This is a genomic window from Nocardia sp. NPDC060255 (assembly GCF_042727395.1).
GTDB lineage: Bacteria > Actinomycetota > Actinomycetes > Mycobacteriales > Mycobacteriaceae > Nocardia.
The window spans coordinates 15,608-28,423 of sequence record NZ_JBHXAU010000001.1 but is presented as its reverse complement, the minus strand read 5'-3'; the positions used below and the strand labels follow the sequence as shown (position 1 = coordinate 28,423).

The 12,816-nt window shown below is 65.6% G+C and carries 16 protein-coding genes; 9 read left to right on the top strand and 7 right to left on the bottom strand.

What is annotated here, in order from left to right; translation table 11 throughout:
* Window positions 1-45 precede the first annotated feature (45 nt).
* The 4 genes from ACFWF1_RS00150 to ACFWF1_RS00135 form a co-directional block, all read right to left on the bottom strand.
* Window positions 46-399: a UBP-type zinc finger domain-containing protein gene (locus ACFWF1_RS00150; RefSeq protein ID WP_379284320.1), complete on the bottom strand. Its 354-nt coding sequence runs from the start codon at window positions 397-399 to the stop codon at window positions 46-48.
* Window positions 396-1,907 (bottom strand): ATP-binding protein, encoded by a 1,512-nt coding sequence (locus ACFWF1_RS00145; protein ID WP_379284321.1) that lies wholly within the window; start codon window positions 1,905-1,907, stop codon window positions 396-398. Before ACFWF1_RS00145 ends, ACFWF1_RS00150 begins: the two co-directional genes overlap by 4 nt.
* Window positions 1,908-1,922: 15 nt before the next feature.
* Entirely contained in the window at window positions 1,923-3,590 is a 1,668-nt protein-coding gene (locus ACFWF1_RS00140) for an FAD-dependent oxidoreductase (RefSeq protein ID WP_379284322.1), read from the bottom strand.
* Between the two features lie 66 nt (window positions 3,591-3,656).
* Entirely contained in the window at window positions 3,657-3,821 is a 165-nt protein-coding gene (locus ACFWF1_RS00135; protein ID WP_379284323.1) for a hypothetical protein, read from the bottom strand.
* Between the two features lie 207 nt (window positions 3,822-4,028).
* Between ACFWF1_RS00135 and ACFWF1_RS00130 the strand changes: the two genes are divergently transcribed.
* Both ACFWF1_RS00130 and ACFWF1_RS00125 read left to right on the top strand, forming a co-directional pair.
* Window positions 4,029-4,484 carry an SRPBCC family protein gene (locus tag ACFWF1_RS00130; protein WP_379284325.1) on the top strand — a complete coding sequence of 152 codons (456 nt, stop codon included), beginning with the start codon at window positions 4,029-4,031 and terminating at the stop codon, window positions 4,482-4,484.
* A 51-nt stretch (window positions 4,485-4,535) separates the two neighbouring features.
* The gene (locus ACFWF1_RS00125; protein ID WP_379284326.1) at window positions 4,536-5,243 is read left to right on the top strand and encodes an SIMPL domain-containing protein; all 708 of its coding nucleotides are present in this window, start codon (window positions 4,536-4,538) and stop codon (window positions 5,241-5,243) included.
* A gap of 25 nt (window positions 5,244-5,268) precedes the next feature.
* Here ACFWF1_RS00125 and ACFWF1_RS00120 read toward each other — a convergent pair whose 3' ends face one another.
* Window positions 5,269-5,418: a hypothetical protein gene (locus tag ACFWF1_RS00120; protein WP_379284327.1), complete on the bottom strand. Its 150-nt coding sequence runs from the start codon at window positions 5,416-5,418 to the stop codon at window positions 5,269-5,271.
* 552 nt (window positions 5,419-5,970) lie between these two features.
* Here ACFWF1_RS00120 and ACFWF1_RS00115 point away from each other — a divergent pair.
* On the top strand, window positions 5,971-6,504 hold the full coding sequence (locus tag ACFWF1_RS00115; RefSeq protein ID WP_379284328.1) for an SMI1/KNR4 family protein: 534 nt from the start codon (window positions 5,971-5,973) through the stop codon (window positions 6,502-6,504).
* 118 nt (window positions 6,505-6,622) lie between these two features.
* A complete protein-coding gene (locus tag ACFWF1_RS00110; RefSeq protein ID WP_379284329.1) occupies window positions 6,623-6,889 on the top strand; it encodes a hypothetical protein in 267 nt (88 codons plus the stop codon).
* A 336-nt stretch (window positions 6,890-7,225) separates the two neighbouring features.
* On the opposite strand, the gene ACFWF1_RS00105 is transcribed toward ACFWF1_RS00110, so the two are convergent.
* Window positions 7,226-7,450, bottom strand: coding sequence for a hypothetical protein (locus tag ACFWF1_RS00105; RefSeq protein ID WP_379284330.1), 225 nt, complete (start codon window positions 7,448-7,450; stop codon window positions 7,226-7,228).
* 283 nt (window positions 7,451-7,733) lie between these two features.
* On the opposite strand from ACFWF1_RS00105, the gene ACFWF1_RS00100 reads away from it, so the two are divergent.
* Window positions 7,734-8,192 (top strand): hypothetical protein, encoded by a 459-nt coding sequence (locus ACFWF1_RS00100; RefSeq protein ID WP_379284331.1) that lies wholly within the window; start codon window positions 7,734-7,736, stop codon window positions 8,190-8,192.
* Window positions 8,193-8,349: 157 nt separating this feature from the next.
* On the opposite strand, the gene ACFWF1_RS00095 is transcribed toward ACFWF1_RS00100, so the two are convergent.
* Window positions 8,350-9,387, bottom strand: a complete 1,038-nt coding sequence (locus ACFWF1_RS00095) for a beta-ketoacyl-ACP synthase III (RefSeq protein WP_379284333.1) — start codon at window positions 9,385-9,387, stop codon at window positions 8,350-8,352.
* A 260-nt stretch (window positions 9,388-9,647) separates the two neighbouring features.
* Between ACFWF1_RS00095 and ACFWF1_RS00090 the strand changes: the two genes are divergently transcribed.
* The 4 genes from ACFWF1_RS00090 to ACFWF1_RS00075 all read left to right on the top strand — a co-directional run bounded on the left by ACFWF1_RS00090 (window position 9,648) and on the right by ACFWF1_RS00075 (window position 12,801).
* On the top strand, window positions 9,648-9,920 hold the full coding sequence (locus ACFWF1_RS00090; protein ID WP_379284468.1) for a GlsB/YeaQ/YmgE family stress response membrane protein: 273 nt from the start codon (window positions 9,648-9,650) through the stop codon (window positions 9,918-9,920).
* A gap of 102 nt (window positions 9,921-10,022) precedes the next feature.
* Complete coding sequence (locus ACFWF1_RS00085) at window positions 10,023-10,757, top strand: phosphatidylserine decarboxylase (protein ID WP_379284334.1); 735 nt, start codon at window positions 10,023-10,025, stop codon at window positions 10,755-10,757.
* Complete coding sequence (locus tag ACFWF1_RS00080; RefSeq protein WP_379284469.1) at window positions 10,757-11,659, top strand: CDP-alcohol phosphatidyltransferase family protein; 903 nt, start codon at window positions 10,757-10,759, stop codon at window positions 11,657-11,659. Before ACFWF1_RS00085 ends, ACFWF1_RS00080 begins: the two co-directional genes overlap by 1 nt.
* A gap of 62 nt (window positions 11,660-11,721) precedes the next feature.
* Window positions 11,722-12,801, top strand: coding sequence for an RNA polymerase sigma-70 factor (locus ACFWF1_RS00075; protein ID WP_379284335.1), 1,080 nt, complete (start codon window positions 11,722-11,724; stop codon window positions 12,799-12,801).
* Window positions 12,802-12,816 lie beyond the last annotated feature (15 nt).

The window sequence follows — 12,816 nt, the reverse complement described above, 5'->3', positions numbered from 1 at the left end:
GGAGCACCCGGCACGTCGGGTGCAGCGTACCGGGTGCGCGGGGTTTCAGTGGATGTGTGCCTGCCAGTCCGCGGGCACCCGGCCGCGCGGGCCCGGCGTGCCCTGGTCGGCCGGGTGGCTGGTCGGCGGCGTGAGTTCCGGTCCGTCGCCGTACATTTCCTCGGTCGTGAAGTTGTAGTACCAATCCTCGCCCGGCTCGAAGCTCTGAATGAACGGGTGGCCGGTCTCTTTCGCGTGCAGGGTGGCGTGCTGGGCGGGCGAGGTATCGCAACAGCCGATGTGGCCGCACTGCGCGCAGCGGCGCAGATGCACCCACCAGCCTTGGGCGGCATCGCATTCCACGCAGCCCGCACCGCTCGGCGCCACCGCGGTATCGATGCCCTCGAGTTCCTGCGTCATCGTCGACCTCCTGAAGTGGTTTCGGGTTCGGGCTGATTCTGCTCCGCCGGATCGTCGGGCGTGCGGTTCAACGGCAGCCAGACGGTGAATCTGGTGTTGCCCGGCTCGGAATCGACCTGGATGTCGCCGTCGTGCTTGTTCACCACGATCCGGAACGAGATGTCCAGGCCGAGCCCGGTGCCCTCGCCCATCGGCTTGGTGGTGAAGAACGGCTCGAAGATGCGGCTGCGCACGTCCTCCGGAATGCCGGGGCCGGTATCGCCGATTTCGATGACGGCGCAATCGTTTTCGTGCCTGGTGCGGATCGACAGCGTGCCTTGGCCGCCCATCGCGTAGACCGCGTTGTCGATCAGGTTGGTCCACACCTGGTTCAATTCCGCTGCGTAGCAAGGCACCTGGGGCAGCGAGCGGTCGTATTCCTTGACCACCTCGACTCCGTCACCGATCTTGCGGCTGAGCATCACCAGCGTGCTGTCGAGCAGATCGTGGATGTCGACCACCTGGAACGGTGCCCGGTCCATTTGCGAGTACTGTTTGGCCGCATTGACCAGTGACGAGATGCGCGTGGTCGAGTCGGCGATCTCGTTCATCATCAGCTCGGTCTCGATGGTGTAGTTCAACCAGCGGATCGCGCCCTCGAACACCTTTTCCGTGCTGCCCTCGAGGGTGGCGGATATCCGCTCCAGCCAGTCGACATCGAACCCGGCCTGCACGAAGTTCGGTGCGAGGCTCCAGGCGTCGCCGATGTTGTGTTCTTCCAGCCACTCGCCGAGCACGTCCTCGCGATCGGCCGCCTCCATCGGCGTCAGCTCCGGCGCCTTGGCCACCTGGGCGGCCGCCTCCTCCTGCAGCCGCACCAGTGCGCCGAGGGATGCGGGGTCGAACTTGCCGTCGGCCATCATGGCCAGCTTGTGCCGCATGCCGGCGACCCGTTCACGCAGGCCGGAGGTGGCCCGCACCGCGGCGGCGGCCGGGTTGTTCAGCTCGTGCGTGAGACCCGCCGACAGCGAGCCGAGCGCGAGCAGCCGCTCACGCTGGCCGACCCGCGCGTTGGCGTTCCGGTTGCCGAAGAACACACCCTCCAGCAGGTGCACCGCCATCGGGAACCACTCGTTCATCATCTCGGCGAAGATCGAGGCGTCGAGCACGAAGAACCGCGACGGCACCGTCACCTTCAACGACCCGTTGTAGGTCTGGTCGACCTTGTCCCCGATATACGCCATCCAGGCGCCCGAGTAGGCGCCGTGGTGCTGGGTGCGGACCAGCTCGATCTCGGTGCCGCCGGAGAGCTTGGTCAGCACGACCTCGCCCTCGATCAGCACGTAGAAGCAGGTGGCCGGTTCGCCCTCGCGGAAGACCAGCCCGGGCTCGATGGTCTCGATGCGCCCGTCCCGGCACAGCCAGTCCAGCTGTTCGTCATTGAGCTTCTCGAACAGGAACAGAGTGCGCAGTTCCGCTGGGTCGCACACCCCTCGGCTGCTGCGGTCCGCGTTTTCCGTTGAATTCATTTGCCAGCCTCCTGGTTAGGCTAGGTACCGGTGCACGAGCATGACCGCCATCGCACCCTCGCCGACCGCCGATGCGACGCGCTTGGCCGAATCGGCGTGCACGTCGCCCGCCACGAAAACGCCGGGCACGTTTGTTTCCAAATGGTGTGGCGGACGGGGCAATTCCCAGCCCGCAGGCCGCGCGCCGTCGATCATCAGATCGGGCCCGGCCAGCACATAACCGGCCTGGTCGCGCTTGACCAGGCCGTCGAGCCAGTCGGTTTGCGGTGCGGCACCGATGAACAGGAACAGGCGCTCGGCCTCGGCCTTTTCCTCGTTGCCGGTTTCGTTGTTGCGCAACACGATCTGTTGCAGATGATCGTCGCCGTCGGCGGCGATCACCTCGGTATTGGTGTGCACCTTGATATTCGGCAGCTGTGCGAGCTGCTGGATCAGGTAGTGCGACATCGAGTTGTCCAGCGAGCCGGACCGCACGACCAAATGCACCGTCTTCGCGTTGCGCGACAAGAACACCGCCGCCTGGCCCGCCGAATTCGCGCCGCCGACGATATAGACGTCGCGGTCGGCGCATTCGGAGGCTTCGGTCATCGCCGAGCCGTAATACACACCGCGCCCGGTGAAGTCGTCGACGCCGCGGGCGGGATGCCTGCGATAGTCGACGCCGGTCGCGATGATCACCGTGTGCGCGCAGAGCTTGCCGCCGTCGGCGAAGCGCACCGTGCGCGCGGAACCGTTCACCTCCAGCGCGACCACCTCGCGGGTGGTGATCACCTCGGCGCCGAACTTCGCGGCCTGCCGCCGCGCCCGGTCGGCCAGCTGGCCGCCGGACACCCCGTCCGGGAAGCCGAGGTAGTTCTCGATGCGCGAGCTCTGCCCGGCCTGGCCGCCGGTGGCGGTGCGCTCGACCAGCACGGTGCGCAGGCCCTCGGAGGCGCCGTACACCGCGGCACCGAGGCCGGCCGGCCCGCCGCCGACCACGATCAGGTCGTAGAAGTCGCCCGTCGCGTTGACGGTGAGCCCGACGTTCTGCGCGAGCTCGTTGTCCGACGGCTGCACCAGGGTGTCGCCCGCCGCGGTGATCACCACCGGACAGCGCTCGGGATCGGCGCCCGCCGCCTCCAGCAGCCGCGCGCCCTCCGGCTCGTCGGCCAGATACCAGCGGTAGGGCAGTTGATTACGGGCCAGGAACTCGCGCACCTCCGAGGAGCGCGGTGACCAGCGGTTGCCGACCACCTTGGTCTCGGTCACCGGCCGGTGCTCGCTGCCGCGCCAGGCGTCGAGCAGGCCGTCCAGCACCGGATACAGCTTCTCCTCCGGCGGGTCCCACGGCTTGAGCAGGTAGTGGTCCAGGTCGACCACGTTGATGGCGTTGATCGCGGCGCTGGTGTCGGCGTACGCGGTGAGCAGCACGCGGCGCGCGAACGGGTGCAGGTCCATCGCCTGCTCGAGGAATTCGATGCCGTCCATGCCCGGCATCCGGTAGTCGGCGATCAAGACGGCGACCGGCTGGCCGCGCAGTTTCATCTCACGCAGTGCGTCGAGCGCCTGGGCGCCCGATTCCGCGCGCAGAATCCGGTATTCGGCGCCGTAGCGGCGCCGCAGGTCGCGCACGACCGCGCGGGAGACACCCGGATCGTCGTCGACGCTCAGGATGGCCGGTTTCGTGGCAGCGGGTGAAGTCACCTAACGAGTATGAATCCTCGGTGCAAACCGTGTCGTCGGTGTTTCACTCGTGGCGGACAAGTCGGGTCACAGCATGTGGTGCCGGATCAGGTCGAGTTCGTTGGGGGTGAGCAGCCGCTCGAGTTTCTCGGCGGCGGGGCCGCGGGCGGGCGGGCCGCCGTCGGAGTCGTCGGCGGGTAGCAGCGGCACCTGGTCGGCATGCCGCCGGTGTAAGAGGGAGCGCAGGTTCACGGCCGATCACCTCACGTTGGACGGAAGATATCTGGAGGCAGTGTCTTTGCTTCTTCTATCCGGCATTGTGCGCTGGCCATTACCAAGATCGATGGACAACATGCGGAATGTGACCCAACTGTCTTCCCGATTAATATGCGCATTACCCATCAAACGCGCTCGGCCGGACAACCTGTCGGTTCGCTCGCATGGATCCCGGAGGCAGCGTTGCCGAAGAATCTCGAAGCCACCATCGATATCGCCGCCCCGCCGGACCGCGTGTGGGCGGTGGTCTCGAACCTGAAGCGGATGCCCGAGTTCAGCCCGCAGTGTGTGCGGATGCTGCCGCTCGGTACCCCGAAGGCCGGTACCTGGGTGCTCAACCTGAACACCGACGGCAAGAAATACTGGCCGACCACCGCGCGCATCGTGCGGTACGAACCGAACCAGGCGTTCGCCTTCAAGATCAACGAGAACCGCTCGATCTGGAGTTACACGCTGGAGCCGACCGAACACGGCACCCGGCTCATCGAGCGGCGCGACGTGCCCAACGGCGTCAGCTGGTTTTCCCGCAAGTCGATCAATGCCGCGCTCGGCGGCGAGCAGCCGTTCGAGGAGGAATTGGTCCGCGGCATGAACGAAACGCTCGGCAAGATCAAGACCGTGGTCGAGGCACACAACTAGTTCGGCGTGTTCGCGCTCGGCGTGCCCGGTTCGGTGCGTAAATTGCCGACTATGCGACGAATGACGCACTGGCCCATGGTGGTTGCCGTACTCGCGACGGCCACCGTGGTGGTGACCGGTTGTGGCAGCTCCGATTCGGGACCCGAGCGCGAAGTCACCGTGGTCGGCAGCGGGCAGGTGCGCGGCGCGCCCGACATCCTGAACGCCGACATCGGCGTCGAGGTGACCGCCGACAACGTCTCGGCCGCGATCTCCCGCGCCAACGACCGCGCCAAGGCGATGACCGATGCCATCGTCGGCGCGGGCGCCACCAAGGAGGACGTGCGCACCACCGACGTCTCGATCCAGCCGCAATACGCGGGCGGCACAGACAACACCGTCGTCGGCTACCGCGCGAGCAACTCGGTGCGCGTCGTCGTGCGGGATCTGAGCAAGGCGTCCGGCGTGCTGGACAGCGCAATCAAGGCCGGTGGCAACGAAACCAGGCTGCGCTCGGTGTCTTTCGCGATCGACGACAATTCGCAGCTGCTCGCCGACGCCCGGGCACGCGCGTTCGCCGACGCAAAGGCTCGCGCCGAGCAATACGCGGTGCTCGCCGGGGTAAAGCTGACCAAGGTCATCACCATCTCCGAGGCGAACAGCCGTGACGACAACAGCGCCAAGATGTCCACGCGCGACGCCGCACCGCAGTCGGTGCCGCTGGAACCGGGCACCCAAACGGTGACCTTCACCGTGAAGGTCACCTGGGGGCTCGAGTGACTTCGCGCGGGCGCGGGTTATCGAACTACACCGCAATCGCGTACTTCGGCAACGTAACCACCTGCGCCGCATAGGAAAGCGGTGACCGTGCCTGAAGGTAGCCGGCAAGCAGCAGCTGTACCAGATCGGTCTGGGCTTCGCCGAAGAACAAAAGCAGAGAGAAACCATTGCCCAATTCAACGAGTGGAGAAGAACGGGCAACTCGACCGACTGCTGCAAGGAATTTTCGCGGCTACAGGTAAACAATAAATGCGGGGGCCCGGTGGCCGTGTGCGGCGCCAATCCTAAGAGCGGGCCACCAGAAACCCCGGAAGAGGCCGCCCAGCGTTGCGAATATATCGGCATGGCCAATAAGGCCCACGACCTCGCCCACACGTCCCCACCAACGTGATCAACCCTGAAACCGGCAATATATTGCGAACAGATGCGGACAACGCTGCACGCAGAGAGCGGCGGCGCAATAAGGAGTACTACCACGGGTACGACGTGGGGCATGCACCGGATACGACATGGGGTGGCTCTGAGGAGGCAGCCGGAGGTTGGGTGCGGATGACGAGCAAGCCTGAACAGTTCAATCGGCGGGCAGCATGCGTCGTACCGGTACGGATACATGGCTACCGTCTTCGTCCCGGGTGTCTGGGCCTCGGACGGGACATGTATCGCAGATGTTGGCGAGTAGCCTCACCAACATCTATCGAGCACGCAGGGACTACACATTGCGACGGGAGTGTTCATTAACGACTGGAACACGCTGATCGACCGTATGGCAGCGCTTCACCGTGACCCGGCGGTGAATTTCGGCCTAGAGGTCGAGGATCCGAGGCCACCGGCAGAGCCAGAGGTTATCGCTGATGCGGAACGGCGTTTGGGAGTTCGGTTCGATGACGTGTTTCGTGGCTTTCTCGCCAGGTGTAACGGGTGGGCGAGTCTTGGTGCCGACTGGTATCTGTTTGGTGCCGATGAACTCGGGCAAAGTTCGGTGTGGCAGGAATCCATGGTCGGCGTCAACGCCTACTTCGACTCTGAACAGAACCCACTGACCGCCGCAGTGGGCCACAAACTTGTGCTGATAGCCGACAACCTCAACACCGCCCACTTCCTCGTCGCCGCGTTCTCGATCGACGAGTACGAACCGGTCAGCCGATGCTACGACTGTATGTCCGGCGAAGACGCCGAAATCCCCGACTACTACAGCTGGATGGCCGAATGGAGAGACACCATGGAGCGAGACATCGCGCGAGGGGAAAGCAACGATGGCTGACCTTCCAGACCCTCCCGATAATGAAGACGCAACACCACCACCGCCTGAGTCGGGCAAGCGGCCGGGACAGCCCAAGGTACGTGGGCGAGGCGTTTGGCCCACTGCCCGCATCTGGGCAGTGGTCGCGGTCGCGGCCATCGTGACCATGGGGATCTCCCTGGCCGGGCGCTACTACAACTCCCGCAACAGCGTCGAGAACAATGACCCCAACCTCTACCGGGAAACAGCCACCCCGATCACCGACAAAACCTACTTCGATCAGCGAGATCTGCCGATCCTGGACCCCTTCTACACCAAACAAAATGTGCTGATCTTGGACGCGGTGCGCCGCTATTTCGATGCCATCGGCGAGCAGAACAGTGGTCAGGTGTACGAGATCACCTGACCGATCCTGCAACAATCCTGGGACGAGGAAGGCCCTGACGCGCTTGGCACCTGGGTCCGAGAGCAGTACGCCAGCCATGGCCGCCCACACGTGGAGTTCACCAACCTGATCGAGTATTCCACTCGCGACCGTGCTCACATTGATACCACCGCCTTCTACGAGCGCCCCATTGACGCTCTCGGCGGCGCTACCAACGAACCTCTGCGCATCAATATGGAATGGCACGACGGGTTGTGGAGGATCTGCGGATCCGAACACCGATAACAGGTCTGGCACCGTCCCTCAGAGACCGAACGAAGCACACCGGGCAGTTGCGCAAGTACACAACATTTGACATCAGATCGAGCCCCATGATCTTCTCAGCACAACAACCTTCTCAGGACAGTCGCGTACGGCAAAGCTGACCAAGGTCATCACCATCTCCGAGGCGAACAGCCGCGACGACAACAGCGCCAAGATGTCCGCGCGCGACGCCGCACCGCAGTCGGTGCCGCTGGAACCGGGCACCCAAACGGTGACCTTCACCGTGAAGGAAAGAAATGCCTGTGTAAGAATCCGCACGTTGCCAACGATAACGTCGAGACGCTGGTAATCACTGGAATCTATGTCGATAACTCAGGTTTTGTCATGATTCGTGATAGGAGAGAGGGAGTGTGGAAACGTGTTGTGCTGGTGGCAACATGCTTCATCATTATCTTCTCTTCAGCAGGCATCGCATACTGGGCTGGTGCTCGTTCGTGGCTATACACGCTGATCGTTCTACTCTCCACTGCCGTTGCGTTGGGCCTCTGGTACGTGGCCATTAGGGTGATTGGAGCTAGGAATCGAAATGAATAGGACTGCCGTGGCGACGATTGCCGCACTTGCGGGTATCGCAAGTCTGACGGGGTGCTCCGGCGGCACATCGGCCAATGATAAGAGCGACGATGGTCCCCTGCGCACCGCGTACGACAAGTACCTTACCGCGTTCAATTCACAGAGCCTCGACGAGATAGCCGCCGCAAGCTGTGCAGAATACGCCGACATGCTCAAGAAACCCCGTGAGGGCAAGTCTGCGGAGGAACTTATTAAAAAGGACTTCCAAGCCGACGGAAAGATGATCCTTGACAACTTTGTGAGCCCGTTCATTTATCAAAATGAAGGGACCGCTGCCATTGTGACGCACTACGAGAACGACCAGCAGAACGGCGCCGTCCTGCCCAACCCGCCAATCACATACCGGTTCAAGAAGGAGAACGGGGACTGGAAGTTCTGCGGTGCTCAACCGATTACCGCGCCTTCGTCGGTCCCGGAACCCCGGTGACCGGTGGGGCGCATCGCCACCACCAATACGCCGGAGCGGGCCCGCGCCACTTAGCGCCAAGATGTCCGCGCGCGACGCCGCACCGCAGTCGGTGCCGCTGGAACCGGGCACCCAAACGGTGACCTTCACCGTGAAGGTCACCTGGGGGCTCAGCTGATTAGACCGTGATCGCGTACTTCGGCAACGTAACTACCTGTGCCGCATAGGAAAGCCCCGCACCGAACGCGATGAGCAGCGCGGTATCACCCGGCTTGGATTGCCCCTTGCGCAGCATCGCCTCCATGGCCAGCGGGATCGACGCGGCCGAGGTGTTGCCGGTCTCCTCGATGTCGTTGGCCAGCGCGCAGTTCTCCGGCAGCTTCAGCACCCGCGCCATGATCTCGATGATCCGGCCGTTGGCCTGGTGCGGAATCATCGCGTCCAGGTCGTCGGTGGCCAGGCCGGCCCGGTCGATGGCGTCGCGGCACACCTTCTCCAGTGAGTGTGCGGCCCAACGGAATACCGCCGTGCCCTCCATCGCCAGGTAGGGGCGCACCGCGTCGGTGCCCTTTTCCTCGATCTCGCGGAAGAACTCGACCCAGTCCTTGTCCTGCCGGATCGCGTGATGCTGGGTGCCGTCCGAACCCCACACCGTCGGGCCGATGCCCGGCTCGTCGGACGGGCCGACGATGACCGCGCCCGCGCCGTCGGCGAACAGGAACGCGGTCGAGCGGTCCTTCGGGTTGATGGTGTCGGTCAGCTTCTCCACGCCGATCACCAGCACGTGCCCGGCGGTGCCGCCGCGGACCAGGTCCGAGGCCAGCGCGAGCGCGTGGCAGAAGCCTGCGCAACCCGCGGAGACGTCGAAGGCGGCCGAGCCGTTCATGCCGAGCTCGGTCGCGATCCGCGGTGCGGCCGCGGGGGTGAGCAGCAGATGGGTGGACGTCGCGACGATCACGCAATCGACCTGATCGACCGCGATCCCCGACGATTCCAGTGCGCCCTGTGCGGCGGCGACGCTCATGCTCTGGACGGTTTCCGACTCTCCGGCGAAGCGCCGGGTCTTGATCCCGGACCTCGTCTGGATCCACTCGTCGCTCGAGTTGATCGGGCCCGCCACCTCGTCGTTGGTGACGACCCGGACCGGGCGGTATACGCCGAGCCCGAGGATCGCCGTGTGCTCTGCCCCGGTGGTCTGGGCGATTCGAGCAGCCATGTGCGTCTCCTATGTACCTGCGGCACCGCCGCCGGGTTGTCCCCGAACCTCGAAATGGATCCCTCATCAGCCACCACCTACGGAGCCGTAGACATGAGGCACCCTCATATTAGCCCGAACGTCGGCGTTTCGCCGTGCGTATTCTCACAAACCCCGGGTATACGCCGATTAGCATGCTGAATGCTCAGTCCAGCGTGCCCCAACTATGTGTCTGCATCCTTACGGTTCGGCGGACGGCAGGCGCGGATTGCGAGGACACCATGCTCGGTCTCGGGATTATCGGGTGGATCATCATCGGCGGTCTGGCCGGATGGATCGCCAGCAAGATCATGAAGACGGACGCTCAGCAGGGCATCCTGCTGAACATCGTGGTGGGTGTCGTCGGCGGTCTGCTCGGCGGCTTCCTGCTGAAGCTGTTCGGCGTCGATGTCGAAGGCGGCGGCCTCTGGTTCAGCTTCTTCACCTGCATCGCCGGTGCGGTGATTCTGCTGTTCCTGGTCGGTCTGGTGACAGGACGTCGAGTCCGAAGCTGACGACACCGTGCCACAGGCTCCTTTCCCGTAAGGTGTGAACGCTTGCGCCGGTCCGATGCTCGACGGCGCGATCCGACTGCATCTAGCACGAAAGAGGAGCCTGTGGCCCGCCGTCCCACGCCGCCCGGCACGCCTGAACGCACCGGAGTCGGCCACGTCGCCGACCTGGTTCGCAACGCGATTCCCCCGCTGCATCCCGCCGGGCTGCCGTTCGTCGCCGCACCGCTCGCGGTCGCCGTCCTCGGCGGCAAGCGCAAGTGGGTGCGCCGGACGGGCCTGCTGGCCGCCGCCGCGTGCGCGACGTTCTTCCGTCACCCCAATCGGGTGGCGCCCAACCGTCCCGGTGCCGTTGTCGCGCCGGCCGACGGCGAGATAGCCCTCGTCGATACCGCCGCGCCGCCAGCGGAATTGGGCCTCGGCGACCAGCCGGTGCCCCGGGTGAGCATCTTCCTTTCCGTGCTCGACGTGCACGTGCAGCGCACGCCGGTGTCCGGCATCGTCCGCACGGTGCTGCACCAGCCGGGCCAGTTCCGTTCGGCGGATCTGCCCGAGGCCAGCTCGGTGAACGAGCGCAACACCATGGTGCTGGACACCCCGGCCGGGCAGCAGGTGATCGTGGTGCAGATCGCGGGCCTGCTCGCCCGCCGCATCGTGTGCGACGCCAAGGTCGGCGATGTGCTGACGATCGGTGACACCTACGGGCTGATCCGGTTCGGCTCGCGCGTGGACACCTATTTCCCGGCGGGCACCGAGCTGCTCGTCGAGCCGGGACAGCGCACCATCGGCGGCGAGACCGTCCTGGCGGTGCTCGGGTCCAGCTCATCCGCCGTTTCATGATGGAGGCGGCTGCTCCGACCCAGCGACAGCGCCGCCGCCCGATCCGGCTGCTGCCGAGCGTGGTGACCATTCTGGCGCTGTGCTCCGGACTGTCCGCGGTGAAGTTCGGCCTGGACAATCGCCTCGACATCGCGCTGGCGATGATCGGCGCGGCGGCGGTGCTCGACACGCTCGACGGCCGGCTGGCCCGAATGCTGGACGCCACCACCAAGATCGGCGCGGAGCTGGATTCGCTCTCCGATGCCATCTCCTTCGGCGTCGCGCCCGCGCTCGTGCTGTACGTGACGTTGCTGCACACCGAGACCGCGGGCTGGATCATCGCCCTGCTGTTCGCGGTGAGCATCGTGCTGCGGCTGGCCAGGTTCAACACCCTGCTCGACGACGACACCCGCCCGGAGTGGTCGCGCGAATACTTCGTCGGGGTGCCCGCGCCCGCGGCGGCGCTCATCGCGATGGTGCCCGTCGCGTTGTCGGTGCAGTTCGGTGACGGCTGGTGGGTCGGCTTCTACGGGGTCGCCGCGTGGACCGTGCTCGCGGCCGCCCTGGCCGTCAGCACCGTGCCGACGCTGGCGATGAAGTCGGTGTCGGTGGCGCCGCAGGCGGCCGCCGGGCTGCTGGTGCTCGTCGCGCTGGCCGCCGCACTGCTGGTCACCTATCCGACCGTGCTGCTGCTGATCCTGGTCGCGCTGTACCTGGCGCACATCCCGTTCGCCTGGCACTCGCAGCGCTGGGTCGCCGCCCGCCCGGAAACCTGGACGCACAAGCCCGCCGAGCGGCGCGCGCAACGCCGGGCCCAGCGTCGCCCGGTGATCCGGCGCCCTGCCATCCGCGGCTCCACCGCCCGGCTGCGTTTGCGCAGGCCGGGCGGCAGGCAGCGGGACCCCAACGACCTGTCCCGCTGACGCTGTTTCCTACTGGGATTTCTTAAGGTCTTGGAAAGCCAGGGCGACAATGCTCTTGGAGCATGGGCACTCTGGCAGCAGTGGGTGGCTTCGGCTTCAGTGGATGGGGTATCGGCGGCTTCGGTGCCGCGAGATTCGGCCTGAAGCGGTTGCTCGGCATCGCGGATTCGGCGCGGGTCGAACATAGGCGGCTGCCCGCACGGGCGAGCGGTACGGTCATATCCGGCGGGCGGGCGCGGAAGAAGGTAGCGGTGGAGCCGGACGGGTTGGGCGTATTCGTGACGCATCGTCCTCGGTTGTTCGCACTCGCCTACCGGATGCTCGGCTCGGCCGGTGAGGCCGAAGACGCCGTGCAGGAGACCTATCTGCGCTGGGATGCCGCCGACCGCAGCCGAATCCGATCCGCCGAGGCCTGGTTGACCACCGTGCTGGTGAATCTGTGCCGCGCCTGGCTGGTTTCGGCGCGGGCGCGCCGGGAGACCTATGTCGGGTCATGGCTGCCCGAGCCGGTGTCCACCGAGTTCGGTGCGCTCGGTCCGCTGGAGAGCGTCGAGGAGCGCGAGCTGGTTTCGTTCGCGCTGCTCACCGCGCTGGAGCGGTTGAGTCCGGTGGAGCGGGCCGTGTTCGTGCTGCGCGAGGCGTTCGGCTACGCGCACCGCGAGATCGCCGACATGCTCACCATCAGCGAGGCCAACTCGCAGCAGGTCTATCGGCGCGCCGGGGTGCGGGTGCGGGAAGGCCGGTCGCGCTTCGACATTCCGAACGAGTACGCCGGTGAGCTGATCAAGCGGTTCCTGAAGGCGGCGCGCACCGGGGACCTCGAGTCGCTGGAGCAGATGCTGAGCGCCGACGTCGTCTCGATCGCGGACGGCGGCGGCCAGGTCAACGCGGCTCAGCGGCCGGTTGTCGGGGCGAAGAAGGTCGCGCGGTACCTGTCCGGCCTGTTCCGGTGGGAGGTGCCCGGGATGGAGATCTTCGTCGAGGAGGTCAACGGCGCGCCCGCCGCGGTGGCCAGGGTCAACGATGTGCCCGTGGCCGTTGTCGCGGTGGAGTTGGTCGATGGCGCGATCGCCACGCTGCGGCTGGTCGTGAATCCCGCCAAGCTGGCCTATTTCGCCAGGTCGGCGGGGTCGTCGCGGTAGCTTCGCGCAAGAGTG

Bases quoted from the DNA above. Each gene is read 5' to 3' on its own strand.
- ACFWF1_RS00125 (WP_379284326.1), top strand. From the start codon at position 4,536: ATGCGACGAATGACGCACTGGCCCATGGTGGTTGCCGTACTCGCGACG.
- ACFWF1_RS00075 (WP_379284335.1), top strand. From the start codon at position 11,722: ATGGGCACTCTGGCAGCAGTGGGTGGCTTCGGCTTCAGTGGATGGGGT.
- ACFWF1_RS00090 (WP_379284468.1), top strand. From the start codon at position 9,648: ATGCTCGGTCTCGGGATTATCGGGTGGATCATCATCGGCGGTCTGGCC.
- ACFWF1_RS00080 (WP_379284469.1), top strand. From the start codon at position 10,757: ATGGAGGCGGCTGCTCCGACCCAGCGACAGCGCCGCCGCCCGATCCGG.
- ACFWF1_RS00150 (WP_379284320.1), bottom strand. From the start codon at position 399: ATGACGCAGGAACTCGAGGGCATCGATACCGCGGTGGCGCCGAGCGGT.
- ACFWF1_RS00145 (WP_379284321.1), bottom strand. From the start codon at position 1,907: ATGAATTCAACGGAAAACGCGGACCGCAGCAGCCGAGGGGTGTGCGAC.
- ACFWF1_RS00095 (WP_379284333.1), bottom strand. From the start codon at position 9,387: ATGGCTGCTCGAATCGCCCAGACCACCGGGGCAGAGCACACGGCGATC.